Genomic DNA, 25,003 nt, shown 5'->3' on the forward strand with positions numbered 1-25,003 from the left:
CGCTTACATGCGGAATACGCCGAAGCGCGTGTCTTCAATCGGCGCATTGCGCGCGGCAGCCAGGCCCAGGGCCAGCACGCGGCGTGTGTCGGCGGGATCGATCACGCCGTCGTCCCACAGACGCGCCGTCGCGTAATAGGGATGGCCCTGGTCTTCATATTGCTGGCGGATGGGCGCCTTGAAGCGATCCTCTTCTTCGGCACTCCAGCTGCCTCCCTTGGCTTCGATGCCGTCGCGCTTGACGGTGGCCAGCACGCTGGCCGCCTGCTCGCCGCCCATGACGCTGATGCGCGCGTTGGGCCACATCCAGAGGAAACGGGGCGAATAGGCGCGGCCGCACATGCCGTAGTTGCCCGCGCCAAAGCTGCCGCCGATGATGATGGTGAACTTGGGCACCGCTGCCGTGGCCACGGCCGTGACCAGCTTGGCGCCGTGGCGGGCAATGCCTTCGTTCTCGTATTTGCGGCCCACCATAAAGCCCGTGATGTTCTGCAGGAACACCAACGGAGTCTTGCGCTGGCAGCACAGCTCGATGAAGTGTGCGCCCTTGACGGCCGACTCGGAAAACAGAATGCCGTTGTTGGCGATGATGCCGACCTGCATGCCCTCGATGCGCGCAAAGCCGCAGACCAGGGTGTTGCCGAAGCGGGCCTTGAACTCGTCGAACTGGCTGCCGTCCACGATGCGGGCAATGATCTCGCGCACATCGAAAGGCTTGCGCGTATCGACGGGAATCACGCCATACAGCTCTTCGCTCTCGAAGAGGGGTGCGGCCGGCGCATGGTCGGTCAGCGACTGGGGCTTGCCCTTGTTCAGGTTCGCCACCGCCTGGCGTGCCAGCGCCAGCGCATGCAGATCGTTCTCGGCCAGATGGTCGGCCACGCCCGACAGGCGCGTGTGCACATCGCCGCCGCCCAGATCCTCGGCACTGACCACCTCGCCGGTGGCAGCCTTAACCAGAGGAGGGCCGCCCAGAAAGATGGTGCCCTGGTTCTTGACGATGATGGACTCGTCGCTCATGGCCGGTACATAGGCGCCGCCTGCCGTGCACGAACCCATGACCACGGCAATCTGGGCAATGCCCTGCGCGCTCATATTGGCCTGGTTGTAGAAGATGCGGCCGAAGTGCTCGCGGTCGGGGAAGACCTCGTCCTGATTGGGCAGGTTGGCACCGCCCGAGTCCACCAGATAGATGCAGGGCAGACGGTTCTGCGCGGCCACCTCCTGAGCGCGCAGATGCTTTTTCACCGTCATCGGGTAGTAGGTTCCGCCCTTCACGGTGGCGTCGTTGCAGACGATCATGCAGTCCACGCCGCTGACGCGGCCCACGCCGACAATCACGCCGGCGCCGGGCGCATCGTTGTTGTACATATTGAGCGCGGCCAGCGGCGACAGTTCCAGAAACGGCGTGCCGGGGTCCAGCAGCCGCTGCACGCGCTCTCGCGGCAGCAGCTTGCCGCGCGCCACATGCTTGGCGCGTGCCGCCTCATTGCCGCCCAGTGCGTTCTGATCGCAGCGTGCGTGCAGCTCATTGACCAGCGCCTGCATGGCGGCAGCGTTGGCCAGGAAATCTGCCGAACGCGGATTCAGTTGTGTACCCAGAATGCTCATCGCTTGCCCTTAAAAAATGATTGCCCCTGAGCGGCTGCGCCGCTTCCCCCTAGGGGGACGACGGCCTCGCGGCGGGGCGGCCCTTGCCGGCCGTCCCGTGCTTGGCACACGCCTGTTTCATGGGTTGCGGCTCGTACTTTGCCGCTTGATAACTGATGTGAGAACTTGGTTTTTTTCTTGCTCGGACACAGCACTGCCACGGCAGTTGAAGAAAATGCCTCATGCACGCTGTTGAAACCGTTTTGCTTGTCTTGCTGCTGGGAGCGCTGACAGGCATTGTGGCCCGCTATATCCGGGCCATCCCCCTGCCTCTGATTCAGATCGCGCTGGGTGCGCTGATTGCCTGGCCGCAAGCCGGTCTGCACATCGCGTTCGACCCGGAGCTGTTCCTGCTGCTCTTCATTCCGCCACTGCTGTTCGCCGACGGCTGGCGCATCCCCAAGCGTGAATTCTTTGCGCTGGCCAAGCCGATCTTGCTGCTGGCCCTGGGCCTGGTGCTGTTCACCGTGCTGGGCCTGGGCTATCTCATCCACTGGATGATTCCCGAGATTCCGCTGACCGTGGCCTTTGCCCTGGCCGCCGTGATCTCGCCCACCGATGCCGTGGCCGTTTCGGCCATCACGCGCAATCTGGGCATGCCCGAGAAGACCATGCATGTGCTGGAGGGCGAGTCGCTGCTCAATGACGCATCGGGCCTGGTGGCGCTGAAATTTGCGATTGCAGCCACGCTGACCGGCATGTTCTCCTGGGGCGAAGTCGCCAAGGAATTCACCTGGATGGCCGTCGGCGGCCTGGGTGTGGGAGCGCTGATAGGCTGGGGCTTCAGCCATGCGCGCGGCACCATCACGCGCCGTCTGGGCGATGTCGCTGCCACGCAGATGGTGTTGCTGCTGGTGCTGCTGCCCTTTGCCGCCTATATCGTGGGCGAAAAAATCGGTGTCTCCGGCATTCTGGCTGCCGTGGCCGCCGGCATCGCCACCAATTTCGCCGACCTGGAGCGCAGCAGCTACATCAGCGAACGCCTGCAGACCGAAGGCACCTGGAGCATGGTGGAAGCTGCCTTCAACGGTGCCATTTTCCTGCTGCTGGGCCTGCAGCTGCCATCCATCATCGGCGTGCCGCTGCATCAGGCCGGCCATGACTGGTGGATTTTGGTCGGCTATGTGGCTGCCATTTCGTTTGCGCTGCTGCTGATGCGCTGGATCTGGCTGGTACTGGGTGTGCATGGCTCGCTGCTGCGCGCCCACCGCCAGGGCAAGTTGACCGAACGCCCCTCCAAGCTGCTGAACCTGGCCACCACGCTGGCCGGCATTCGCGGCGCGGTCACGCTGGCCGGCGCGCTGTCCGTGCCCATGCTGCTGAACAACGGCCAGCCCTTCCCGGGCCGCGACATGCTGGTCTTTCTTGCCACGGGCACCATTTTGTTCACGCTGGTGATCGGTGCCGTGGGCCTGCCCATCGTGCTGCGCCACCTGCCCCCGCACGAGGAGTCGCCCACCGTGCGCGAGGAGCGCCTGGCCCGCGAACAGGCCTGCATGGCCGCCATGGCCAAGCTCACGCTGAGCGAGGAGGAAATGCAGCGCCGCGACCCCGAATGGGTGGCGATGCGCCAGGAGGTCAACGGCCATCTGACCCAGGAGTACCGCAACCGCATCCAGTTGCTCGACGACGGCAGCGGCGCTGCTCAGAGCATAGAGCTGCTGCGCGAAGCACCCGAAGTCGTGCGCCAGCGCAAGCTGCGCTATGTGATGGAGATCGAGACCCGCATCGAGTGCATTCATGCCGAGCGGGACTTTTACTACGCCGAAAGACAGGCCCATCGCATCAACGACGAATCGCTGCGCAGCCTGGTCAGCGAGCTGGACATGCAGGAAATCGCCATGCGCAAGCGCCTTGCAGTCGCGCGCCGCGCCGCCGGTCTGCCCATGGCCAGCACGCACGCCAATCACTGAGTCAGAGACGCCCGGCAAGAGCCGCCTCGCGGCACGGGCGTCGTCCCCCTTGGGGGGCACCCGGCGCAGGGAAGGTGCGAAGCAGCTCAGGGGGTAGCGCATATTCAGGCCGTCTTGATCACGCGCAGATCCAGCAACTCGATCATCTCGTCGCGAATCCTGAACTTCTGGATCTTGCCCGTCACCGTCATCGGAAAGGCCTGGACAAAGCGGATATAGCGCGGCACCTTGTAGTGCGCAATCTGCCCCTTGCAGAAGTCGCGCACCTCATCCTCGCCGAGTTCCTGGCCGGGCTTGACAATGATCCACGCACACAGCTCCTCGCCATAGCGCACATCGGGCACGCCCACCACCTGCACGTCCTGCACCTTGGGGTGGCGATAGAGGAATTCCTCGATTTCACGCGGGTAGATGTTCTCGCCGCCACGGATCACCATGTCCTTGATGCGGCCCACGATATTCACATAGCCCTCGGCGTCCATGGTGGCCAGATCGCCGGTATGCATCCACTGCTCGGCATCGATGGCCTCGCGGGTTCTGGCCTCGTCTTCCCAGTAGCCGTGCATGACGGAATAACCGCGCGTGCACAGCTCGCCCGACTGACCCGGCGGCATGATCTCGCCCGTGGACGGATCCACAATCTTCACCTCCAGATGCGGCTGCACCTTGCCCACGGTGGCAACACGTTTTTCCAGAGGCGTGTCGGCATCGCTCTGGCAACTCACGGGACTGGTTTCGGTCATGCCGTAGGCGATGGTGATCTCGCTCAGATGCATGTCGCGCACCACACGCTTCATCACCTCGATGGGACAGGGCGAGCCTGCCATGATGCCGGTGCGCAGCGTGGACAGATCGAACTCGGCAAAGCGCGGATGATCGAGCTCGGCAATGAACATGGTGGGCACGCCGTGCAGGCCCGTGCATTTCTCGGCCTGCACCGCTTCCAGCACCGTGAGGGGGTCGAAGCCATCATTGGGATAGACGATGGTCGAGCCATGGGTGAAGCAGGCCAGATTGCCCAGCACCATGCCGAAGCAGTGATACAGCGGCACGGGAATGCAAAGCCGGTCCTCGGGCGTGAGGCGCATGCATTCGCCAATGAAGAAGCCGTTGTTGAGGATGTTTCGGTGCGTCAGCGTCGCCCCCTTGGGAAAGCCCGTGGTGCCGCTGGTGAACTGGATATTGATGGGATCGTGGTTGCTGAGCGTGGCCGCAATGGCATCGATGCGCTCATCCGCACTGGTTCCTTGCGCCATCAGCTGCGAAAAACGCAGCATGCCGGGCTGCTCGGCGTCCAGATCCGCCGCACCTGAGCCGGTCGCACCTGAGCCGGGAGCATCAATCCATACCACGGTGCGCAAGGCCGGCAGGCGCTTGGATTGCAGCTGGCCTGGCGCGCAGCTCGCCAGCTCTGGTGCCAGCTCGCGCAGCATGCCCAGATAGTCGCTGGTCTTGAAGCGCGGCATGGACACCAGCGCCTTGCAACCCACCTTGTTGAGTGCATATTCGACTTCGGCGGTGCGATAGGCAGGGTTGATATTGACCAGCACCAGACCCACCTGAGCCGTGGCCAGCTGCATCAGCACCCACTCGGCGTTGTTATGGCTCCAGATACCCACCCGGTCGCCCTTGACCAGCCCTTGCGACAGCAGCGCGCTGGCCAGCTGGCGCGCGGCCTGATGCAGCTGGGCATAGCTGTAGCGCAGACCCTGATGACGGCTGACCAGCGCGTCACGCGCGCCCTGGCGCTGCGCCATTGCAGCAAAAAAATCGCCAATCGTCTGCTCGATCAGCGGCACATCCGTGCCCCCCTTGGCATAGCTGGCGGTCAGCGCGTTCACTTGCGATGGCATGGTCTTATGTCTCCTTGCGTGCCGGCAGCCACCTGCGAACTGGCTGCACGGCGTCCATTCAGCACCGTTTTCTGCGCCTCAGAATAAGGGCAAGCCCTGTCCAGAAGAGGTCACAAAGGTTGCAATAATTGCCAAATGCTCACCCCCTCTCTGGTCAAGACTCCACTGCCACACCATGCCAGCTCCGTGCTCAAATCGCACCCGGCAATTACCCCCATGGCGTTTGTTCAAGCCATTGTCCGCGCCTATGAAGCAAGGCAGATGTCAGCGCTAGGTGCCCTGGAAAAGGCACAAATCCCGCCAAATCTGATTGACGATGCCGACGAGCGCATCACGGCCCTGCAGATGGAGGCTCTATCCGACGCAGCCATGCGCGAGCTGGACGATGAAGCCCTGGGCTGGTTCGAGCACCGCCTGCCCTGGGGCAGCTACGGCATGCTGGCGCGTGCCAGCATCAGCGCACCACAACTTGGCCTGGCGCTGGCGCGCTGGTGCCGCCATCACGGGCTGATTGCGCAGGACATACAGCTGCAGCTCAGCGAGCAGGCCGGCATTGCCACCCTTACCCTGCATGAAAGCCGCCCACTGGGCGCCATGCGCGAGTTCTGCATGGTATCGGTGCTGCGCAATATCCACGGCTTTGCAAGCTGGCTGATCAACGAACCGATCAGCCTGCTGCATGCCAGCTTTCCGTTTGCCGAGCCCGCGCATGCCGATGTCTACAAGGTGCTGTTCGCACCGGGCAGCATCGCTTTTGATGCCCCCGTCGCCAGTCTGCAGTTTGAAGCACGCTGGCTGCAGGCACCGCTGGCGCGCGACGAGGCGGCCCTCAACCGGATGCTGCAGCGCGCCTTGCCGATCCAGGTGCGCCCCTACCAGCGCGAGAAGACTCTGGTGCAGCGCGTGCGCCATCTGCTGGCCGCCAGCGGGGAGGAACAGCAGACGGCTGAAACGCTGTCCCGCCAGCTGCATCTGTCGCAGCGCAGCCTGCACCGCCAACTCAAGGAAGAAGGTATTTCGCTGCAGGCCCTCAAGGACGATATCCGGCGTGAACGCGCGATTGCGCTGCTGCTGCGCACCAGCCGCCCCATCAAGCGTGTGGCCCAGGCCTGCGGCTTTCTCAACGACAAGAGCTTTATCCGCGCCTTTCGCCTCTGGACAGGGCTGTCCCCTTCGGAATTTCGCAAAACCGCCGGCCAGCGTGCCGTCTGACGCAAGGAACTATCCATGCAGAAATCCTCAGAAAACTGGCAGGCAATCGCTGATGGGGTATGGGCACTCAGCTATCACTTCAGCAATGCGGGACTCAAGGTCAGCACCCGCATGACGGTGATCCGGCTGGCGGACGGCAGCCTGTTCTCGCACTCTGCCGTGCCGCTGACGCAAGTGCAGAAAGCGGCGCTTGACGCCCTGGGACCGCTGCAGCACATCGTCGCACCCAGCGCCATGCATCACTTGTTCGTGGGCAAACTGGCAAGGCTCTATCCACAGGCCCGGATCTATGGCACACAGGGCGTGCTGAGCAAGCGCCCGGACCTGCCGCTTCTGGAGCCCTTGCCACCGGACTCCGAAGCCCCTTGGACAGGCGAGCTGCAATGCCTGCCACTGGACGGCCTTCCCATGCTCGACGAGACGCTGTGGTTCCATCCGGCCAGCGGCAGCCTCATCGCCACCGACGTGCTGCAATGCTGGCAGGGACCGCTGAGCCTGCCGGTACGCATGTATCTGGGCCTGACGGGCGGGCATGAGCGCCTGACCGTGCCGCGCACCGTGCGCCTGCTGGTCAGGGACAGGGCCGCCGTGCGCAGCTGGGTGAAGCGGGTCGAAAGCTGGCCCGTGCAGCGCGTGATCCTGCTGCACAACAGCGTGATCGACGATCAGCCCATGAAGCACCTGCGCGAGGCGCTGTCGATCTGGGGCTGAGCTTTAGCGCAGGTCGTGCTCGTCGTCATCGCCGGTCGAAGCGCTGGCGGCACTCCTGCGCACGGCCTCGAACATGGCGGGCAGATCGCCCATGTCGCCGAACACGCAGGCGGCGCCAGCCTCAAGCAACTGCTCTGCCGAGGCATGGCCCTGATCGGCCGGGAAATAGCCCCAGACGGTGGCACCGGCGGCCACGCCGGCCTGCACGCCGGTCATGGTGTCCTCGATCACCAGGCATTTGGCAGGATCGGCCTTCAGCGCCTTTGCCGCTGCCAGATAGACATCCGGAAAGGGCTTGCTGCGCGGCATTTCATGGCCGCTGTAGACATGACCTTCGAAATAGGGTGCCATGCCCACCTTGGCGAGCTGCATCTCCACCTTGGCACGGTCCGCACCCGAGGCGCAGGCAATGCGGCCGTTGCACAGCGCGTGAATCTGCATGACCGCTTGCTGCGCGCCATCGATGGCCACCAGCTCGGCACGCAGCGCGGCATTGCGGCGCTCGTAGAACTCGGCCATCCAGGCATCGGTCAGCGGCTTGCCGGTATGGGCCTCGATAACGGCCGCCTGGCTGCGCACCGTCTTGCCGATGAAGTCGCGCGTGCACTGCTCCTGGCTGATGGCCCATCCGGATTCGTTGAGCATGGTGCACAGCACGCGATTGGTGATCGATTCGCTGTCCACCAGCACACCATCACAGTCGAAAAGCACAGCGTCAAAAGCAGTCATGGAAACATTACCAGCGCATCAGGGGATGCAAAAAAGGCGCCCAACGGCGCCTAGTATCAAGAAACAGAGGGCGTGATTATGCGCTCACGCCCTTTTTTAGTTCAGGGGAAGGTCACTCCGGCCAGCGGATTGATCATCCACGCACTGTTCTTGACGTAGATGGTGCTGGTCTTGCCGTCTGCAGTCATGATGCCGCTGAAGTAGAAGAAGCCCTTAGCCGCATTGGCATTCATATTGTTCAGCTGGGTCGTGAGCGAGTCACTGCTTGCCGAGGCCTCGACCAGATACTCGATGGCACCATTCTGTGCGGAGCTTTTCTCGAAGACATCCACATAGTTCATGTTCATCGGGTCGCTGCCCAGCCCCTGCGTGCCGCGGATGAACCAGCCATCAGCGCCCTTTGGTGCCAGACGGGTTCTCATCGCTGCAGCATCGGCGGCCGAGAATGAACTGCCGAGCTTGTCGACCTGATAGGTATAGGTGACGCTGTCGTTGCGCTTGGCATACAGGCTGAACAGCTCGTTGTTGATGATCTGGGGACCCAGATAGCGATAGCCTGCGGCCCCTTGCCCGTTGAGCTCCGCGGCAAAGTCTTCGGCGGTCTTGGCCACCGGCGTCACTGTCCGGTAGCTGAACTGGTCGCTGCGGCTGTTGTCCTTGACATAGACGCTGCGGATGTCGCTGACATCGCTGAACACGGCGTCGGACTTGTACATATAGCCGCTGCTGCCCTGCTGGTTCAGCTGAGCCAGAAAAGCGATGCGCGTTGGCTGCGCTGCGGGATTGACATAGCTGAACTTGCGCCCTGCATGCGCGGTATCCGTGAGATAGAAATCGCCGATCTCCGTACTGGTCGGGCTGATCGAGCCTGCCAGGGAGCTGAACAGTGCATAGCCGTCGGCCCCCATGCTGTTGGCGGCATTCAGCATCTGCGCATGGCTGGCGGCGGTCTGGCCGCCCAGCTTATAGGTTCCCGTGACGGCCTGATTGCCGGTGCCGCCACCATTGCCGCCTCCGGTATTGCCTCCGCCGCCTTCGGAGCCACCTCCTCCGCCATTGCTGCCACCGCTGCCGCCATCTCCACCGCCGCCACAGGCGGCCAGGGTGGAAATCAGCAGCAAGGCTGCAGTTCTACGGGTGATTTGCATAAGTGATGGCACGGGCCTGCTCCTCGGTCTTGATGTTGGTTGAAAATGTCCATATCCCGACACTGAGATAAAAAGCAGCGTCGTCTTACAGACATTGTCAGAAGGCTTGCGAGCAGACCACTCCCTACCGAGGAGGGGTCTTTGTTACCAAGCCCCAAAGGAAGGCTCATGCCCGATCTACTGCAAATCCTGAGCACCACTCAACAGGGCGCACAGCCCTATGCGCTGGTGGTGGATGATCACCCGCTGGTCGCGGAAGGTGCAGCCCATGTGCTGATGACCAGCGCCGGTGTGCAGCGGGTGCGCTGTGCGGCACACGGCAATGAGGCTCTGGCCATGATTGCTGCGCTGGGCGAGCCCGTCATCACCGTGATGGACTTCTGGCTGGAGGACGGCGCATCTCTGGAGTTTGTGCACAGCATCCTGGCCTTGGCTCCTGGCACACGCATTCTGGTGACCAGCGGCGACAAGCACCCGGCCATCGCCAGCAAGGCCGCAGCCGCAGGTGTGCATGGCTTTGTGCACAAAAGCAGCCCGTCTCACGAATTTCAGGCGGCAGTGCAAGCCCTGCTGAGCGGCCGCACCTGGTTTGAGGCCCTGCCTCCCATCCCGACCGCCCCACCGGCACCAACCGCGGGCAGCATCCTGCATATGAGCGCCAGAGAGCTCGGCATCACTGCGCGCCAGGCACAGGTGCTGAGCCTGTTGTTGCAGGGCAAGCCCAATCGCGCCATTGCACAGGCACTGAACCTGTCCGAATACACGGTCAAGGAACATGTCACCGCCCTGCTTCAGCGCCTGGGCGCCAACAACCGCGTGGCGCTGATCACGCGTATGCGAGGCATAGAGGTCGACTTGGACTAAGGCTGGCGAATCGCCATGCAGCGCGCCAGCACCGCATGCAGCTGGTCGGGCTGCAACGGCGTCGCCAGGGCCAGATAGCCCTGATCCTGCACCTGCTCCAGCAGCTCCTCATCGCCGCTCATCAAAGCACCGCTGGCTTGCGGACGCTGATCCAGAAGCAGCATCAGACACTCCAGCCCGCTTGCGCCATCCTTCAATCGCTGGTCGCACAACACAAAGTCTGGCCACAATCCATCGGCCAGCAGTTGCTGCGCCTCAACCAAGCTGCGCGCTCTTTGCACCTGCACACCCCAGCTCTGCAAGATCTGCACCAGCACCGGGGCCAGCTGCGCATCGTTTTCCACGACCAGGCAGTGCCCCTGCAGGGGAGCGAACCACTGCGGCTCAGTCAATATCGGCGGTGCCGGCAGCACGGACGATGCCTGCCACTGCTCGGCATCCTTCGGCCAGCGCAGCCAGAAACATGACCCCTTGCCAGGCAGCGACTGAACCCCGCATTCCACACCCAGCCGCTGCGCCGCCAGTGCCACCACGGACAGGCCCAGGCCACGCCCGCGCAATGGCGCCGGCACGCCATCCCTGGCATCGCGCTGCTGGCGTGCAGGGCTGCGATAGTGACGCATGAAGACCTGTGCGCATTCCTGCTCGCTCATGCCACACCCGCTGTCCCACACCTGTAAAAGCCAACGTCCCTGCCTGTGCCTCAGCGCCAGCAGCACTCCGCCCTGGTCGGTGTAGCGCAGCGCGTTTTGCAGCAGATTGAAAACCATCTGCCGCAGCAGTACCGCATCCGTGCACAGTGCCGGCATATGAGCTGGCTGCCTCACGCGCAGACGCAAACCGCGCTGCGCTGCCTCGCGCGCGAACAGGCGCCGGGCTTCGTCCAGCACCGCACTCATGGATACCGCCTGCCATTGCGGTGCGAAGCTGTCGCCCTCAAGTCGCGACAGATCCATCAGGTCGTTGAACATGGAGCCCAGATCGCGCGTGCAGGCCTGCATTTCCTGCAGCAGCTGCGCCAGCTCGTCATCCTGATTGCGCTGATGGGCGGCTTGCAGCATCAGGCCCATGGCATGCAGGGGTTGCCGCAGATCGTGGCTGGCGGCGGAGATAAACCAGTTCTTTTCGGCCAGCGCATTCTCTGCCTGCTCCTTGGCTTCGCGGTAGCGCTCCGCCAGTGCCTGACGCTCCAGCTCGTGCGCCATCTGCTGCTGCACGAAACGCCGCGCCCCCCAGGCGTGGCGAGCAAGTATGGCGCCGTACAGCAGCAGCAGCGGCAACAGATAAGGGCCTTTGTGCGGAAAGTAATGCAGCGTGCACAGCAACATCGGCAAGTAGATGCCCGCCATGAAGGCCGCGAACACCTGCGGCACCGGCGCCAGAAAAGTGGCGGCCGATGCCATCACGCCCAGCAGCACCAGATAGATCAGCAGGCGCAGCTCACTGTGGCTGCCACTCCAGGTAAAGGCCAGCACGCTGACCCAGAGCAAGCCGTTGATCAACGCGGCCAGCGCCAGCTGTCGCTGCCAGGCTGTCAATGCCGCCTGCAGTCGCGATGGCTCCCAGTCGCGCGCCGACCGCCACTGGCGATGCAGGCTGCGGCGAAACAGCAAAAAGCCCAGCGCCATGACGATCATCAGCCCCCACCACCAGGCCAGCCCAGCGCTGACGGCTGGGCTGTTGCGGGTACTGACCCACAGCAGCAGGGCCGGAATCAGCAATGCGGCGATTTCGGAGGAGCCACGCGAAGCCAGTGACTGCAGCAGGCGCAGACCGGCCTGCAGCCGGGTCGACTGCGCCGAATCGACTTCAGAATTGGTCGCCATCGACGTAGAACCAGCGCCCACCCTCGAGCACAAAGCGGCTGCGCTCATGCAGGCGCACGGCACGCCCCGCCAGACGATAGCGGGCGACGAATTCGACCTCTGCAGAAGCATCGCCGGTCGGCTGAAACTGCTTCACATCCAGCCCCAGCCATTTGGTGGCAGCATCGAAATCGAGCTGTGACGGGCGCTGGCTGGCATGCCAGGTGGCTTGCAAATATTCCTGGTTCTCAGACACGAAGGCCGTATAGCGCGAGCGCATCAGCGCCTCGGCATCGGGAGCTGGCCGGGCATCCCAGTGATCGATATAGCGGCCGCAGCAATCGGCATAGGCCAGCAGCCGCCCCTTGGCATTCTTGCGTCCACAGGGACAGTCCCGCTTGTTCTCGGCTTCTTTCACAACTTTGGCAGTCTTGATTGGCAATGCTGCATTGTCGACCAAGTCGAACAACGAGCAAGCCGGCTTGCGCAGTCGGTTGCCTCAGAGCACAGTAGCGGCAGTTCAAAGCTCGCTGCTCAAAGGTTTGCCTATGTTCTCCATGGCTGCTCCCTGGTGGGAGTTCGTGATTCGCGGTGTTAGCGTCTACCTGTTTCTGCTGGTGTTTCTGCGTCTGACCGGCAGGCGCCAGACCGGCCAGTACGCACCTTTCGACCTGGTGCTGCTGCTGATTCTTTCCAACGCAGTACAGAACTCCATGAATGCGGGCGACAACTCGCTGATCGGCGGCCTGATCAGTGCCACCACCTTGCTGGCCTGCCATGCACTGCTCTCCCACTTGAGCTACCGCTTTGCCGGGCTGCGCAAACTGGTCAATGGCAAACCCAAGGTCCTGATTCACCAGGGCATTGTGCAACCCAGTCTGATGACGCAGGAGCAGATCACTGCAGAAGACCTGGCGGCAGCCCTGCGCTCCAATGGCTGCCTCAACGCGCATGAGGTGGAGCGCGCCACGATCGAGACCAACGGCCAGATCACCGTGGTGCTGCGCAAGCGCAGCATGGCCGAACTCGGAGAGGCCTGAGAGCCTCAGAACGTATTTACGCTCTCAGTGCAGGCCATCCAGAAACTGCCTGATGGCCGCATTCACCGGCTCCGGGTGCGTGAGATTGGCCGCATGGCCCGCGCCAGCCACATCCACCCACTGGGCCTGGGGCAGGCCCTTGAACATGGCCCGCGCACGCTCCACGCCGATGGCCGCATCCTTGTCGCCATGAATCACCAGCGCAGGCACCTTGATTTCGGCCAGGCGCGGGCTGATGTCATCGCGCAGCGCCAGCGTCGCAAAGCTCTGCCCCAGGTTGATCGGCGAGGCCTGTTTCCATTTGGCGCGCCACTGCGCAGCCCCGGGCCAGCCCTGGCCCAGAATCGTGTGTTCCACGATGGTGGCCATGTCATCTGACAGACCATGCTCCATCCAGGCCTTGAGCAGCGCCTCGTGGTGGGGCATCTGCTCGGGGTCTTCCAGCATGGCCTGGGTGTCTATCAGCACCAGCGCGCCCACGACATCGGGGTGAATCAGCGCGCAGCGCAGCGACAGATAGCCGCCTTGCGACATGCCCACCAGCACCGCTTTTTCCACACCCAGATATTTGAGCAAAGCCGCCAGATCGTCGGCCGAGTCATAGTAGCTGAACGCTTCGCAATGCTCGGGATCGGCCGTCTGCCCATGGCCCCGCTCGTCCCAGCTGATGCAGCGATACTGCCCCTGCAAAGCCTGAATCTGCGGCTCGAACATGGTGTGGTCCATGAGCAGGCCGTGCGAGAACACAATGGCCGGGCCACGCCCTCCCGTGTCCTCGTAGTAGATATTCTGACCATTGACCTGGGCAAAAGGCATGCCGGACTCCTGCTGCAAATGGTTGAAACCCCTGGGGGAACTCCCCACACTGAGCACATCCTAAGCAGGCCTTGTGACATCGGCAACCGGCCCGTCCCCTGATGTGCCACAGCCTCGTGCGCAGCAGTTGACAACGGCGGGCTTTTGCCGCCAGGTGCAGATCAGGCCAGCGCCCGCTGGATCAATATCTTCTGCACATCGCTGGTGCCTTCGTAGATCTGGCACACGCGCACATCGCGATAGATGCGCTCCACGGGAAAGTCGCTCACCACGCCATAGCCGCCCAGGGTCTGGATGGCGGCGCTGCATACGCGCTCGGCCATCTCGCTGGCAAAGAGCTTGGCCATGGCGGCTTCCTTCAGGCAGGGAAGACCCGCATCACGCAGGCTGGCGGCATGCCATATCAGTTGCCGGGCTGCTTCGATCTGCGTGGCGCATTCGGCGAGCCTGAAGCCCACGGCCTGATGGTTGAAGATAGGCTGGCCAAAGCTCTCGCGCTCCTTGCTGTATTGCAGCGCGCATTCAAAGGCCGCACGCGCCATGCCCACGCTTTGCGCGGCAATGCCGATGCGCCCGCCTTCTAGGGCGGACAGCGCAATCCTGTAGCCCTCGCCCTCGGCCCCGATCAGGTTCGCGGCGGGAATGCGGCAGTTCTCGAAATTGATCTGCGCCGTATCGCTGCTGTGCTGGCCCAGCTTGTCCTCCAGGCGTGCCACCTGGTAGCCGGGATTGCTGGTGGGCACGATGAAGGCACTCATGCCCTTCTTGCCCGCAGCCTTGTCGGTGACGGCGATGACGATGGCTACATCACCATTCTTGCCGCTGGTGATGAACTGCTTGACGCCGTTGATGACGTAGTCCTCGCCGTCGCGCACGGCCGTCGTACGCAGCGCCGAGGCATCGCTGCCCACATGGGGCTCGGTCAGGCAGAAGGCTCCCAGCATCTGGCCCTGCGCCAGCGGACGCAGCCATTGCTCCTGCTGGCCGGCATTGCCGTACTTCATGAGGATGGCATTGACCGGGCAATTGGTCACGCTGATGACGGTACTGGTGCCGCCATCGCCAGCGGCAATTTCCTCGAGCACCAGCGCCAGGCTCACATAGTCCAGGCCCGCACCGCCGAGTTCCTCGGGCACGCAGATGCCATAGGCACCGAGCGCGGCCAGCCCCTGGTGCACGCCCTTGGGGAACTCGTGCTCCTTGTCCCAGCGCGCGGCGTGGGGTGTGATCTGCTCGCGCACAAAATCGCGCAAAGCGTCGCGGATCATTTCCTGGTCCTGATTCAGCAGCATGTTGTCTCCGATATTTATAGCTATATGCCCTTTGTTCAGCCTGGGCTAGGCGTCTAGAAGCTTGATGTATCTGCCGTCGTGGCGCAGCAGCTGACCACGGTCTTCGGGCTTGACCTGCGCCAGGGAATGCATCAGTCCCTGCACGCTTTGAGCGACCGACAGAGGTGCCGCAGCGCCGCCCATCTCGGTCTGCACCCAACCCGGGTCCAGCGCCAGCAGCGTCAGGCCCGGCCATTGGCGGCAGGCCGAGACCACGGCCATATTGAGCGCAGCCTTGCTGACACGGTAAAGCCAGGCGCTCTCGTCCGCATCGCCCAGCAGGGACATGCCGCTGGAGAAGGCGCCGATCACGCCACCAGCCTCCTGCACCATGGGCGCAATCTGCGGCAGAGCCTGCATGAAGCCCAGCACATTGCTGTGCATCACCAGGTCGAACTGCTGCTGGGTAGGCGGCACGCCTGCGTCATGACCGTCCCAGACACCGGCCACGTACAGCGCGATATCGATGCTGGCCCCGTCGAGCTGCCAGGCCAGGCCGCTGACGCTGGCAGGATCTGCCAGATCGACCTGCAGCACCCGGGCGCCCCTTGCCTGCAGCTCGACCATGTCTTCAGCCTTGCGCACGGTGGCAATCACCTGGTGGCCCTGTGCCAGATAGGCCTCGGCCAGGGCTCGCCCAATGCCGCGTGATGCACCTAGAATCAGTATCAAAGCCATAGCTGTTTGCGCCTATAGGTGTTGGGTTTCAGAACGTTTTTCATCGAGAATCCTTTCATGGCAAGCGCTGTCAGCTATCAACTTTTCTTGATCTGCTCGGCGGCAATCATGGCTCCATAGCGGGCCACCATGCTTTCCTGCGACTCTGGCTGGGCGGTCAGTCCCATCTGCGCATGGATGATCTGATTGAGCGTTGGCATGACGTTGCGCGCCACCCTGGCCTCCTCGCTCCACAGGCGCGAGCGCATCAGCGCCTTGGCGCAGTGCAGATAGGCTTCCTGCACATGGACTTCGATCACCAGCTTGGGGCGGAAATGATCGCTGGCAAACAAGGCAGTGTAATGCGCCTCGTCACGCAGCTGGGCCGTTCCATTGACACGCAGGGTTTCATCGAAGCCCGGCACAAGGAACAGCAGGCCCAGGCGCGGGTCGTCGAGCAGATTGCTCAGGCTGTCCAGCCGGTTGTTGCCGCCCGCATCGGGAATGAGCAAGGTGTTGGCGTCCGGTGCCTTGACGAAGCCAGGCTTGCCGCCTCGTGGCGAGGCATCGAACAAGGTGCCGCCCGCACCGCCCGTGGCCATGACCAGAAACGGCGACAGCGCGATGAAGCGCAGGCAGTGCCGATCCAGCTCCCACTGCTGCTTGAGCAGCGCCCGCTCGGCAGGAGGGTCGTACAACTGCAGCAGTTGTTCGCGCGAAGTGATCATGAAGCCAGGACCTCTTTGGGACGGTCGTTGCGATGAATGGCGGCGTACAGAGACAGGAATTCGTTCCAGGAAGGGTCGAAGCTCACGCTGAGCTCGCCCTCCAGCTCCGGCACATGCTGTCTGCCCAGCTGTCCGGCCAGCTGCACCGCATGGGCAGGGTCTTCCACATAGTAGGTGGCAACGCGGGCACTCATGTTTTCCACGCGCGAGAAGGCCAAAATTCCGCGCTGCTCGCGGCTGAGCTGCTCATCCAGCGCATCCTGGGCGTCACGCACGCCGTCCAGCTCTTGCTGGCTGGAGAAGCTGAAGCGCCACTCCATGAAATGCGACAGATCGGCGCGCGTGGCCACGGCATTGGCACCGTCGTGGAAGGTCAGGATGTCGGGCGGTGCATCCTCGTCGGCATCCTGTGCGCGCACTTCCAGCGACAGCCAGCGGTCGCTGTCCTCCTTGGGGAATTCATAGCTGCGGCCCAGTTGCTGGCGGATGAAGCCATCGAACAGCGGCGGGAACTCCGACAGCAGCGCGGAGCCGTAGACATCGGCCGCTGCCTCGGAGGCAAACTCGACCGGGCCCACGCGCACCGAAAAATCCCACTCGCCCAGTACATGGTCCAGCATGATGAAAGCCATGTGCTGCGCATGCTCGGCCATCTCCCTGGCAATGGGCTTCTCGAACGAGAGCTTGAGGCCGATGATGCCGCCCGCATCGTAATAGCCCACCCGGATATCGGAGCAGGCCAGCTCGAAGCCGTCCATGCGCATGCCGAAGTTGCTGCCCAGCGCACGGCTGCGAAACGCCTGCACGCTGTAATGCTCGAAACGCGGCGCCTGACGCACCAGTGCCTGGGCATTCTCGAACTGCGCCGTGTTGCCATGGGCCGAGATCACCAGACGGGAGCCGGCCTCCCCGAGCTTGCCTTCCAGCTCCAGACTCAGGCCCGGCGCATATTGGTGCAGCAGCTCATTGGAGCTTTCCACAAACTCCTGGCGATCGAGCTCCTCCAACTGGCTCAGCTGGTTGGAAAAATCGCCCCAGAAAGCATCAATCTGCTGCGGCTCCAGCGGCTTGATGGTCTCGCTCTCGTCGTGGTGAATGTCTGCGCTCATGAATGATTTCCGCAATGTGAGCTGCACACATTCAGCGCGAATGCGTGCAATCCGTTGAACATGCGTTCACTGTAGAGCAAACTGGTGACGATTCTGAGCAAATAGCGTCAGATCAGCTCAACGGCCATGGCCGTGGCCTCGCCGCCGCCGATACACAGCGTGGCCAGGCCCTTCTTCTTGCCGCGTGTCTTCAGTGCGTGCAGCAGGGTGACCAGAATGCGCGCGCCGCTGGCGCCAATCGGGTGTCCGAGAGCACAGGCGCCGCCGTTCACGTTGACCTTGTCATGCGAAACCTTGAGATCGGCCATCAGCGCCATGGGCACCACGGCAAAGGCTTCGTTGATTTCCCACAGATCCACATCCTCCACGGCCCAGCCGGCCTTCTTGAGTGCCTTTTCGGTGGCGCCCACAGGGGCGGTGGTAAACCACTCGGGAGCCTGTGCAAAGGTCGCGTGCGAGACGATGCGCGCCAGCGGCTTGCAGCCCAGCTGCTTGGCCGTGGACTCGCGCATCAGCACCATGGCGGCAGCGCCGTCGTTGATGCTGGAGCTGGAAGCGGCAGTGATGGTGCCGTCCTTCTTGAAGGCGGGCTTGAGGCTGGAGATTTTGTCCAGCTTGGCCTTGGCCGGGCCTTCATCAACGCTGACGGTCACGTCGCCCTTGCGGGTCTTGACGGTGACGGGCGTGATCTCGGCGTCAAAAGCACCGCTTTGCGCGGCGGCCTGGGCGCGCTGCACGCTGGCAATGGCAAACGCGTCCTGCGCTTCACGCGTGAACTGGTATTTGGCGGCGCAGTCCTCACCGAAGGTGCCCATGGAGCGGCCGGCCTCATAGGCGTCCTCCAGACCGTCGAGCATCATGTGATCGAAGATCTTGTCGTGTCCCATGCGATAGCCGCCACGCCCCTTCTTAAGCAGGTAGGGCGCATTGGTCATGCTCTCCATGCCGCCGGCAATCATCACATCGCGGCTGCCGGCAATGAGCTGGTCGTGCGCCAGGATGGTGGCTTCCATGCCGGCGCCGCACATCTTGGACAGGGTCACGGCGCCTGTGCTTTGCGGCAGGCCGCCCTTGAAGCCGGCCTGGCGAGCCGGAGCCTGGCCCTGGCCGGCCATCAGGCAGTTGCCGAAAAGCACTTCCTCCACCAGCTCGGGCCGGATGCCGGCACGCTCGACTGCGGCCTTGATGGCTGCGCCGCCCAGGTCATGGGCGGCCAGATCGGAAAAATCGCCCTGGAACGCGCCCATGGGGGTGCGGGCGGCGCTGACGATGACTACGGGATCCTGATGCATGGTTTGTCTCCTTCAGAAATGGATGGGTGTGATCTGCCTCTTCAAGCGAGGCTATTGGCGGGAACATCGAAACGCTGCGTGTCCAGTCCTGCGTCGCCGGCATGCAGAAAGCGGCTGCGCTCGTAGGGGAACACGTCCAGGAAATGACCGTCACGGATACGGCTCTGGTGACCGCGCCAGAACTCGGCCTCCAGCAGATCGGCGTGATGGCGCATGAAGATGTCGCGCACGGCCGGATGGCCCAGCAGAAAAGGCCCGAAGGTCTCGGGAAAGACATCCCTGGGGCCGACCGAATACCAGATGTCGCCCGACATCTCCTCTTCCTCGGTTCGCGGCTGCGGCACCTCGCGGAAGTTGCAGTCGGTCAGGTATTCGATCTCGTCATAGTCGTAGAACACCACCTTGCCGCCACGCGTGACGCCAAAGTTCTTCCACAGCATGTCGCCAGGAAAGATATTGGTGGCGACCAGGTCCTTGATGGCATTGCCGTACTCGAGAATCGCCCTCTCCATGGCGGCGCGGCGCTCCGGCTTGGTATCAGCCTCGGCCAGGCACTCCATCAGGAACAGGTTCAGCGGCACCAGGCGGCGCTCGATGTAGAGGTGGCTGATGATGACTTCCATCTGCCCGTCGCCGTCGCGGTCGCTGATCTCGATCTGCTCGGGAGCCTGGGCGTGCAGCTCGGCCAACAGTTCATCGCTGAAACGGTCTCTGGGAAAAGCCACTAGGCTGTACTCCATGGTGTCCGCCATGCGACCGCCACGGTCATGCTTCTTGACCAGCTGGTACTTGGCCTTGACCTGGGGACGTGAGACATCCTTGCTGCTGGCGATACGGTCCTTGATGAGCTTGAACACATAGGGGAAGCTGGGCAGGTCGAACACCAGCATGACCAGGCCCTTGATGCCGGGCGCAATGCGCAGCTGATCGCTGGAATGGCGAAGATGATGCAGAAAGTCGCGGTAGAACAGCGTCTTGCCCTGCTTGGCCAGACCCAGAGCGTTATAGATTTCCGCCTTGGGTTTGCGCGGCATGAGACTGCGCAGAAAGCTCACATAGGCGCTGGGCACTTCCATATCCACCATGAAGTAGGCGCGCGCAAAGCTGAACAGCGCATGCAGGTCGTCCTCGCCGAACAGGGCCGCATGCAGTATGAGCTGCTCCTGCTCTCCATGCAGGATGGGAATCGCCAGCGGCAGCTCGGTATAGCCGGTGATGATCTTGCCGACCAGGTACGCCCCCTTGTTGCGATAGAACAGGCTGGACAGCACCTGAAGCTGAAAGTTGGCCCTGAGCGTCAGGCCCGCCAGCCTCTCGCGTATGCGCTCGGCCAGCAGATGCACGTCGCGCTGCAGGTCTTCAAAGCGGCATTGCAGCTGCAACTGCTCGAACAGAGTCTGCAGCGTGCCTTCAAGCTGGGCAAGGTTGCCGGGGTAGTAGGCCCGGTAGATGGGTACGGCACCCGGCGCGGTGTTTTCCAGGTATTCGGTGCTGACGGCCGCACGTACGAAGATGAAGTCGTTCTGGAAATGGGTGCGGTGCAAAATCTTGGTCGTGACCGAGTTGAAGAAGGTCTCGGCCAGCTCCGGCTGCAGATGATCGACCATCAGGCCGATGTAATGCAGCTTGACCTGCTGCCAGACAGCCATGCTCTGCAGGCTGGCGGCATACTCCTCTTCCAGCCTCTGGATGCAGGCCCGCACCTGCCGGTCGTAGAACTCTATGCGTTCACGCTGAGCCTGCTGCTGGCCCGGCCAGTCCATGGTCTCGAAGCGCTGCTTGGCTCGGGCAGCTTCCGCACTGAACATGCGGTAATGCTGGTTGTAGCCATGCATCAGGGCCTGCGCAATGGCATAGGCCTCGGGGGCGTCCAGTCGTTGCGGAAACATGGCGGGCCAGTCGCTCCAGGTAAGTGAGCAGCACTCTCAGGCGGACAAGCGGCACAGGCCTTGGATCCGCTTGAGGGCACTGCAACTGCGCAGCGGCAGCGATCAGTCGCGCTTGCGCGCAGCGACCTTCTCGACAGCCTTGTTGTAGACATCCTCCAGGCCGCCCACACCAGGTACGGTCATTTCGAGGTTGGTGATGTGGCCGTTGTTGAGGCTGTAGCACCAGCCGTGCAGAGTCACCTTCTGGCCGCGGGCCCAGGCATCCTGCATCACGGTGGACTGGGCCACGTTGACCACCTGCTCGATGGCGTTGAGCTCGCACAGCACATCGTGGCGGAACTGGGTGGAGATGCCTTCCAGCAGCTTGATGTGCTTGTCGCGCACGTCGCGCACGTGGCGGGTCCAGTTATCCACCAGGCCCAGGCGCAGATTGTTCAGCGCCGCATACACGCCACCGCAGCCATAGTGACCCACCACCATCAGGTGCTCGATCTTCAGATGATCGACCGAGTACTGGATGGTGGACAGGCAGTTCAGATCGCTGGGCACCACCACGTTGGCCACGTTGCGGTGCACGAACACCTCGCCAGGCTCCAGACCCGTGATCTGGTTGGCTGGCACGCGGCTGTCCGAGCAGCCGATCCACATGTATTTGGGTTTTTGCTGCGCCATCAGTCCGGTAAAGAAACCAGGACGATCACGCTCCATCTGGTCTGCCCATTCGCGGTTGTGGACAAACAGTTCTTCGATGGAGGTCGTTGTCATGAAGCTATCCTTCTTTTTGTGGTTGAAAGAACGGCGCAGCTCCTGCTTTTTCAGCAGGTTTCAGCAAACAGCTCGCGGCCTATGAGCATGCGGCGAATTTCGCTGGTGCCAGCGCCAATCTCATAGAGTTTCGCATCTCGCCACAGACGACCAAGCGGATACTCGTTGATATACCCATTGCCGCCATAGATTTGCACGCCCTCGCCGGCCATCCAGGTGGCCTTCTCGGCGCACCACAAGATCACGCTGGCGCAGTCCTTGCGAACCTGGCGCACATGATCGGTTCCCAGAAGATCCAGGTTTTTAGCGACCGTATAGGCAAAAGAGCGGCCTGCTTGCAGCACGGTGTACATGTCTGCCACCTTGCCCTGAACCAGCTGAAACTCGCCAATGCTCTGGCCGAACTGCTTGCGGTCGTGGATATAGGGGACGACATTGTCCATGACGGACTGCATGATGCCCAGCGGACCGCCGGTCAGCACCGCACGCTCATAGTCCAGGCCGCTCATCAATACCTTGGCGCCCATGTTCAGGCCGCCAAGAATATTTTCAGCCGGCACCTCCACGTCCTGGAACACCAGCTCGCCCGTATGGCTGCCGCGCATGCCCAGCTTGTCGAGCTTTTGCGCGATCGAGAAGCCCTTCATGCCCTTCTCGATCAGAAAGGCCGTCACGCCGCGCGCACCCATCTCCGGCTCGGTCTTGGCATAGACCACCAGGGTGTCGGCATCGGGCCCGTTGGTGATCCACATCTTGCTGCCATTGAGCAGGTAGTAGCCACCCTTGTCCTCGGCCTTGAGCTTCATGCTGATGACGTCCGAGCCGGCACCGGGCTCGCTCATGGCCAGCGCGCCCACATGCTCGCCAGTGATGAGCTTGGGCAGGTATTTGGCCTTCTGCGCCTCGCTGCCGTTGCGATTGATCTGATTCACGCACAGATTGCTGTGCGCGCCATAGGACAGGCCCACCGAGGCACTGGCGCGCGAGATTTCCTCCATGGCCACCATATGCGCCAGATAGCCCATGTCGGCGCCGCCATACTGCTCGGATACGGTGATGCCGAGCACGCCCAGTTCGCCAAACTTGCGCCACACGTCCATAGGGAACTGGTCGCTTCGGTCGATCTCTGCTGCACGCGGAGCAATCTCGCTCTGGGCAAATTCACGCACCGCGTCGCGCAGCGCATCGATGTCTTCACCGAGCTGGAAGTTCAGTCCTGGCAGATTGGCAAGGCTCATGGTTGTCTCCTGTAGATATGGGTCTGATGAATCGTCTTGTCAGTGCTGTATGCCTTCACGGTTCTGCACACACATCAAAGTGCAGCCCATTGTGGCAATCAGTTTCTCTTTTCCCTGGTCAATGGCAAATGCCTTGCCTTCGGATACGGTGATGGTGCGCCCGGGCTTGATGACCCGGCCCTCCATGCGAAAGCGCTGGCCCTTGGCCGGGGCGAGCAGGTTGATCTTGAATTCGATGGTGAGCACTGCCGCATCGGCCGGCATCAGCGTCAGCCCCGCATAGCCACAGGCCGAGTCGAGAGCAGTGGAGACCATGCCCGCGTGCAAAAAACCATGCTGCTGCGTCAGGCCCGGAGCCCAGTCCAGACAGATATCGACAACGCCTGGCTCCACCAGGGTCAGCTCCGCGCCAATCGTGGCCATGGCGCCTTGCTTCGCAAAGCTCTGCTTCACCCGATGAACAAAATCCAGAGACTCGGCGGCACCAGCAACAGACATGGCAACTCTCCAGCAAAGCTTTGCAATTGACGTTTACGTAAACGTCAATTATGCGCCATTTTTTGCTCTCGCTCCTCTTCAATAGCGTGCGGGCCTCTTTTTCCTGCTCTCGCACCTCATCCAGAGTCACCTGCAGATCGGCCATCTGCGCTTCGAGCTGCTTGCGGTGGATAGCCAGCACATCGAGAAACTTGCGCAACTGCACGCCCGTATCGCGCGGGCTGTCATACATGTCGATGATTTCCTTGGCCTCCGACAGCGACAGTCCCAGGCGCTTGGCCCGCAGCGTCAGGCGCAGACGTGCGCGGTCTCTCGATGAATACACGCGATTGCGACCGCCTGCGCCGGAGCGCTCCGGCTGCAGCAAGCCCATGTCTTCATAAAAACGGATGGCCCGGGTCGTGAGATCGAACTCTTTGGCAAGGTCACTGATGGTGTAGATGGTCGACATGATTCTGTGGGGTTGTAAGTCTTGCATCTCACAGGTGACTGCACGAGGCAGGCCGGTCTCTAAAATGCTTTGACAAAACTGACGTTTACGTTAACGTCAATGCTAAACGAAATACCGCCTCATGACCTCAAGCCAAGAATCCGCACTTCATTACCCCCTCGGCGATACCTTGCCCGGTCCCGCCCAGACTCTGGAAGTGGCACCCGGCCTCAAGTGGATCCGCATGACCCTGCCGTTTGCCCTCGATCACATCAACCTCTGGCTGCTGCGTGATCGCCAGACCGATCGGCATGGCCTGGTACGCGAGGGCTGGACCGTCATCGACTGCTGCGTCAATCGCACCGAGGCGCGCGAGCAATGGGAACAGATCTTCGCCTCTGCGCTTGAAGGCCTGCCTATTTTGCGTGTCATCGTCACCCATATGCACCCCGACCATATCGGTTTGGCCGGCTGGCTCTGCCATCAATGGAATGCGCCCTTGTGGATCAGTGCCACCGATTACAACGTCGCCCGCGTCGCCATGAAAGACAGAGACGGCTTTGGCGGCGAATCCGGTGCGGACTTCTACAGCCTGCACGGACAAAGAGATGAGGAATTTCTGCTCCATGTGCGCGGCCGCGGCAGCTACTACTCTTCCCTGGTAGCCCCCATCCCCGACATCTATCACCGCATCATGGATGGCGACGAGATAGACATCAACGGCCGCACATGGCAATGCATTGCCGGCTATGGTCACGCGCCGGAGCACATGGCGCTTTACTGCCCCGAGCTCGAGACACTGATCAGCGGCGACATGGTGCTGCCCCGTATTTCCGCCAATGTCAGCGTGCATTCTTCCGAGCCCGAAGCCAACCCGCTGCAGCTGTTTCTCACATCTCTGAAACGCTACTTCGCTCTACCTCAGAACACCTTTGTTCTGCCCTCGCATGGCAAACCATTCACGGGATTGCATACCCGTGTCCAGCAACTGCTGGACCATCATCATGAACGCCTGAACGACATCATGCAGGCCTCCCGGCAACAGGGGCTGAGCGCTGCAGACATCCTTCCCATCCTCTTCAAACGCCAGCTGGACACCCACCAGATGACTTTTGCCATGGGCGAAGCTCTGGCCCATCTGCATTACCTCTGGTTCAGCCGGCAACTGACGCGGCGGCTGGATGAAAACGGCATCCTGCGCTTCTACGCTCCCAATATGCAGAAATAAAAAGAGAGCGCCAGGCGCTCTCTTTTTATGGGTTTCCGGTATTTTTGCAGCTGCAATGCTTTAGCAGTCTACGGCAGGCGCTCCTCATTTAGAAGCA

At 62.3% G+C, this 25,003-nt stretch carries 22 protein-coding genes and 1 pseudogene; 6 read left to right on the forward strand and 17 right to left on the reverse strand.

The annotated features are described in order from the left end of the window. Positions 1-3: 3 nt before the first annotated feature. Complete coding sequence (locus CTATCC11996_RS03495) at positions 4-1,611, reverse strand: carboxyl transferase domain-containing protein (RefSeq protein ID WP_003073125.1); 1,608 nt, start codon at positions 1,609-1,611, stop codon at positions 4-6. A gap of 221 nt (positions 1,612-1,832) precedes the next feature. Here CTATCC11996_RS03495 and CTATCC11996_RS03500 point away from each other — a divergent pair, with 221 nt between their 5' ends. Then, entirely contained in the window at positions 1,833-3,563 is a 1,731-nt protein-coding gene (locus CTATCC11996_RS03500) for a Na+/H+ antiporter (protein ID WP_003073127.1), read from the forward strand. A 104-nt stretch (positions 3,564-3,667) separates the two neighbouring features. Here the strand turns inward: CTATCC11996_RS03500 and CTATCC11996_RS03505 are convergent, their stop codons facing one another. Next, the gene (locus CTATCC11996_RS03505; protein WP_003073130.1) at positions 3,668-5,416 is read right to left on the reverse strand and encodes an AMP-binding protein; all 1,749 of its coding nucleotides are present in this window, start codon (positions 5,414-5,416) and stop codon (positions 3,668-3,670) included. Positions 5,417-5,551: 135 nt separating this feature from the next. Between CTATCC11996_RS03505 and CTATCC11996_RS03510 the strand changes: the two genes are divergently transcribed. Next, positions 5,552-6,628 carry an AraC family transcriptional regulator gene (locus tag CTATCC11996_RS03510; RefSeq protein ID WP_003073133.1) on the forward strand — a complete coding sequence of 359 codons (1,077 nt, stop codon included), beginning with the start codon at positions 5,552-5,554 and terminating at the stop codon, positions 6,626-6,628. A gap of 15 nt (positions 6,629-6,643) precedes the next feature. After that, on the forward strand, positions 6,644-7,339 hold the full coding sequence (locus CTATCC11996_RS03515) for a DUF4336 domain-containing protein (protein ID WP_003073136.1): 696 nt from the start codon (positions 6,644-6,646) through the stop codon (positions 7,337-7,339). Between the two features lie 3 nt (positions 7,340-7,342). Here CTATCC11996_RS03515 and CTATCC11996_RS03520 read toward each other — a convergent pair whose 3' ends face one another. Both CTATCC11996_RS03520 and CTATCC11996_RS03525 read right to left on the reverse strand, forming a co-directional pair. After that, positions 7,343-8,068, reverse strand: coding sequence for an HAD family hydrolase (locus CTATCC11996_RS03520; RefSeq protein WP_003073139.1), 726 nt, complete (start codon positions 8,066-8,068; stop codon positions 7,343-7,345). 101 nt (positions 8,069-8,169) lie between these two features. After that, positions 8,170-9,228 (reverse strand): hypothetical protein, encoded by a 1,059-nt coding sequence (locus tag CTATCC11996_RS03525; protein WP_034348157.1) that lies wholly within the window; start codon positions 9,226-9,228, stop codon positions 8,170-8,172. A 156-nt stretch (positions 9,229-9,384) separates the two neighbouring features. Here CTATCC11996_RS03525 and CTATCC11996_RS03530 point away from each other — a divergent pair, with 156 nt between their 5' ends. Next, a complete protein-coding gene (locus CTATCC11996_RS03530) occupies positions 9,385-10,080 on the forward strand; it encodes a response regulator transcription factor (protein ID WP_003073141.1) in 696 nt (231 codons plus the stop codon). On the opposite strand, the gene CTATCC11996_RS03535 is transcribed toward CTATCC11996_RS03530, so the two are convergent. Together CTATCC11996_RS03535 and CTATCC11996_RS03540 are read right to left on the reverse strand one after the other, a co-directional pair. Continuing rightward, on the reverse strand, positions 10,077-11,906 hold the full coding sequence (locus tag CTATCC11996_RS03535) for a hybrid sensor histidine kinase/response regulator (protein ID WP_003073143.1): 1,830 nt from the start codon (positions 11,904-11,906) through the stop codon (positions 10,077-10,079). The genes CTATCC11996_RS03530 and CTATCC11996_RS03535 overlap by 4 nt on opposite strands. Further along, positions 11,890-12,303, reverse strand: coding sequence for a YchJ family protein (locus tag CTATCC11996_RS03540; protein ID WP_034348166.1), 414 nt, complete (start codon positions 12,301-12,303; stop codon positions 11,890-11,892). The genes CTATCC11996_RS03535 and CTATCC11996_RS03540 overlap by 17 nt, the downstream gene beginning before the upstream one ends. A 130-nt stretch (positions 12,304-12,433) precedes the next feature. Here CTATCC11996_RS03540 and CTATCC11996_RS03545 point away from each other — a divergent pair, with 130 nt between their 5' ends. Next, positions 12,434-12,925 (forward strand): DUF421 domain-containing protein, encoded by a 492-nt coding sequence (locus tag CTATCC11996_RS03545; RefSeq protein ID WP_003073147.1) that lies wholly within the window; start codon positions 12,434-12,436, stop codon positions 12,923-12,925. 24 nt (positions 12,926-12,949) lie between these two features. Here CTATCC11996_RS03545 and CTATCC11996_RS03550 read toward each other — a convergent pair whose 3' ends face one another. The 11 genes and pseudogenes from CTATCC11996_RS03550 to CTATCC11996_RS24750 form a co-directional block, all read right to left on the reverse strand. Then, a complete protein-coding gene (locus CTATCC11996_RS03550) occupies positions 12,950-13,741 on the reverse strand; it encodes an alpha/beta fold hydrolase (protein ID WP_003073149.1) in 792 nt (263 codons plus the stop codon). Positions 13,742-13,902: 161 nt separating this feature from the next. Continuing rightward, positions 13,903-15,033, reverse strand: a complete 1,131-nt coding sequence (locus CTATCC11996_RS03555) for an acyl-CoA dehydrogenase family protein (RefSeq protein WP_003073151.1) — start codon at positions 15,031-15,033, stop codon at positions 13,903-13,905. Between the two features lie 45 nt (positions 15,034-15,078). Further along, positions 15,079-15,750, reverse strand: coding sequence for an SDR family oxidoreductase (locus CTATCC11996_RS03560; RefSeq protein ID WP_003073154.1), 672 nt, complete (start codon positions 15,748-15,750; stop codon positions 15,079-15,081). Between the two features lie 77 nt (positions 15,751-15,827). Beyond that, a complete protein-coding gene (locus tag CTATCC11996_RS03565; RefSeq protein WP_003073156.1) occupies positions 15,828-16,457 on the reverse strand; it encodes an MSMEG_1061 family FMN-dependent PPOX-type flavoprotein in 630 nt (209 codons plus the stop codon). After that, entirely contained in the window at positions 16,454-17,566 is a 1,113-nt protein-coding gene (locus tag CTATCC11996_RS03570) for a hypothetical protein (protein WP_003073159.1), read from the reverse strand. Before CTATCC11996_RS03570 ends, CTATCC11996_RS03565 begins: the two co-directional genes overlap by 4 nt. A gap of 107 nt (positions 17,567-17,673) precedes the next feature. Next, a complete protein-coding gene (locus CTATCC11996_RS03575) occupies positions 17,674-18,858 on the reverse strand; it encodes an acetyl-CoA C-acyltransferase (protein WP_003073161.1) in 1,185 nt (394 codons plus the stop codon). A gap of 41 nt (positions 18,859-18,899) precedes the next feature. Continuing rightward, a complete protein-coding gene (aceK, locus tag CTATCC11996_RS03580; RefSeq protein WP_003073162.1) occupies positions 18,900-20,747 on the reverse strand; it encodes a bifunctional isocitrate dehydrogenase kinase/phosphatase in 1,848 nt (615 codons plus the stop codon). Between the two features lie 102 nt (positions 20,748-20,849). Next, positions 20,850-21,512 carry a carbonate dehydratase gene (gene can / locus CTATCC11996_RS03585; RefSeq protein WP_003059108.1) on the reverse strand — a complete coding sequence of 221 codons (663 nt, stop codon included), beginning with the start codon at positions 21,510-21,512 and terminating at the stop codon, positions 20,850-20,852. A gap of 50 nt (positions 21,513-21,562) precedes the next feature. Further along, positions 21,563-22,750, reverse strand: a complete 1,188-nt coding sequence (locus CTATCC11996_RS03590) for an isovaleryl-CoA dehydrogenase (protein ID WP_003073164.1) — start codon at positions 22,748-22,750, stop codon at positions 21,563-21,565. A gap of 39 nt (positions 22,751-22,789) precedes the next feature. Then, positions 22,790-23,248, reverse strand: a complete 459-nt coding sequence (locus tag CTATCC11996_RS03595; RefSeq protein WP_003073166.1) for a PaaI family thioesterase — start codon at positions 23,246-23,248, stop codon at positions 22,790-22,792. A gap of 61 nt (positions 23,249-23,309) precedes the next feature. Further along, positions 23,310-23,699, reverse strand: a pseudogene (locus tag CTATCC11996_RS24750) (MerR family transcriptional regulator); the annotation flags it as partial. 121 nt (positions 23,700-23,820) lie between these two features. Between CTATCC11996_RS24750 and CTATCC11996_RS03600 the strand changes: the two are divergent. After that, a complete protein-coding gene (locus tag CTATCC11996_RS03600; RefSeq protein WP_003073168.1) occupies positions 23,821-24,906 on the forward strand; it encodes an MBL fold metallo-hydrolase in 1,086 nt (361 codons plus the stop codon). The last annotated feature ends 97 nt before the right edge of the window (positions 24,907-25,003 follow it).

Origin of the sequence: Comamonas testosteroni ATCC 11996 (genome assembly GCF_000241525.1) — a bacterium.
GTDB lineage: Bacteria > Pseudomonadota > Gammaproteobacteria > Burkholderiales > Burkholderiaceae_C > Comamonas > Comamonas testosteroni.

What these genes read in the sequence shown, in the direction of transcription:
- CTATCC11996_RS03495 (WP_003073125.1), bottom strand. Translation starts at nt 1,611, where the DNA reads ATGAGCATTCTGGGTACACAACTGAATCCGCGTTCGGCAGATTTCCTG.
- CTATCC11996_RS03500 (WP_003073127.1), top strand. Translation starts at nt 1,833, where the DNA reads ATGCACGCTGTTGAAACCGTTTTGCTTGTCTTGCTGCTGGGAGCGCTG.
- CTATCC11996_RS03505 (WP_003073130.1), bottom strand. Translation starts at nt 5,416, where the DNA reads ATGCCATCGCAAGTGAACGCGCTGACCGCCAGCTATGCCAAGGGGGGC.
- CTATCC11996_RS03510 (WP_003073133.1), top strand. Translation starts at nt 5,552, where the DNA reads ATGCTCACCCCCTCTCTGGTCAAGACTCCACTGCCACACCATGCCAGC.
- CTATCC11996_RS03515 (WP_003073136.1), top strand. Translation starts at nt 6,644, where the DNA reads ATGCAGAAATCCTCAGAAAACTGGCAGGCAATCGCTGATGGGGTATGG.
- CTATCC11996_RS03520 (WP_003073139.1), bottom strand. Translation starts at nt 8,068, where the DNA reads ATGACTGCTTTTGACGCTGTGCTTTTCGACTGTGATGGTGTGCTGGTG.
- CTATCC11996_RS03530 (WP_003073141.1), top strand. Translation starts at nt 9,385, where the DNA reads ATGCCCGATCTACTGCAAATCCTGAGCACCACTCAACAGGGCGCACAG.
- CTATCC11996_RS03535 (WP_003073143.1), bottom strand. Translation starts at nt 11,906, where the DNA reads ATGGCGACCAATTCTGAAGTCGATTCGGCGCAGTCGACCCGGCTGCAG.
- CTATCC11996_RS03545 (WP_003073147.1), top strand. Translation starts at nt 12,434, where the DNA reads ATGTTCTCCATGGCTGCTCCCTGGTGGGAGTTCGTGATTCGCGGTGTT.
- CTATCC11996_RS03550 (WP_003073149.1), bottom strand. Translation starts at nt 13,741, where the DNA reads ATGCCTTTTGCCCAGGTCAATGGTCAGAATATCTACTACGAGGACACG.
- CTATCC11996_RS03555 (WP_003073151.1), bottom strand. Translation starts at nt 15,033, where the DNA reads ATGCTGCTGAATCAGGACCAGGAAATGATCCGCGACGCTTTGCGCGAT.
- CTATCC11996_RS03560 (WP_003073154.1), bottom strand. Translation starts at nt 15,750, where the DNA reads ATGGCTTTGATACTGATTCTAGGTGCATCACGCGGCATTGGGCGAGCC.
- CTATCC11996_RS03565 (WP_003073156.1), bottom strand. Translation starts at nt 16,457, where the DNA reads ATGATCACTTCGCGCGAACAACTGCTGCAGTTGTACGACCCTCCTGCC.
- CTATCC11996_RS03570 (WP_003073159.1), bottom strand. Translation starts at nt 17,566, where the DNA reads ATGAGCGCAGACATTCACCACGACGAGAGCGAGACCATCAAGCCGCTG.
- CTATCC11996_RS03575 (WP_003073161.1), bottom strand. Translation starts at nt 18,858, where the DNA reads ATGCATCAGGATCCCGTAGTCATCGTCAGCGCCGCCCGCACCCCCATG.
- aceK (WP_003073162.1), bottom strand. Translation starts at nt 20,747, where the DNA reads ATGTTTCCGCAACGACTGGACGCCCCCGAGGCCTATGCCATTGCGCAG.
- can (WP_003059108.1), bottom strand. Translation starts at nt 21,512, where the DNA reads ATGACAACGACCTCCATCGAAGAACTGTTTGTCCACAACCGCGAATGG.
- CTATCC11996_RS03590 (WP_003073164.1), bottom strand. Translation starts at nt 22,750, where the DNA reads ATGAGCCTTGCCAATCTGCCAGGACTGAACTTCCAGCTCGGTGAAGAC.
- CTATCC11996_RS03595 (WP_003073166.1), bottom strand. Translation starts at nt 23,248, where the DNA reads ATGTCTGTTGCTGGTGCCGCCGAGTCTCTGGATTTTGTTCATCGGGTG.
- CTATCC11996_RS03600 (WP_003073168.1), top strand. Translation starts at nt 23,821, where the DNA reads ATGACCTCAAGCCAAGAATCCGCACTTCATTACCCCCTCGGCGATACC.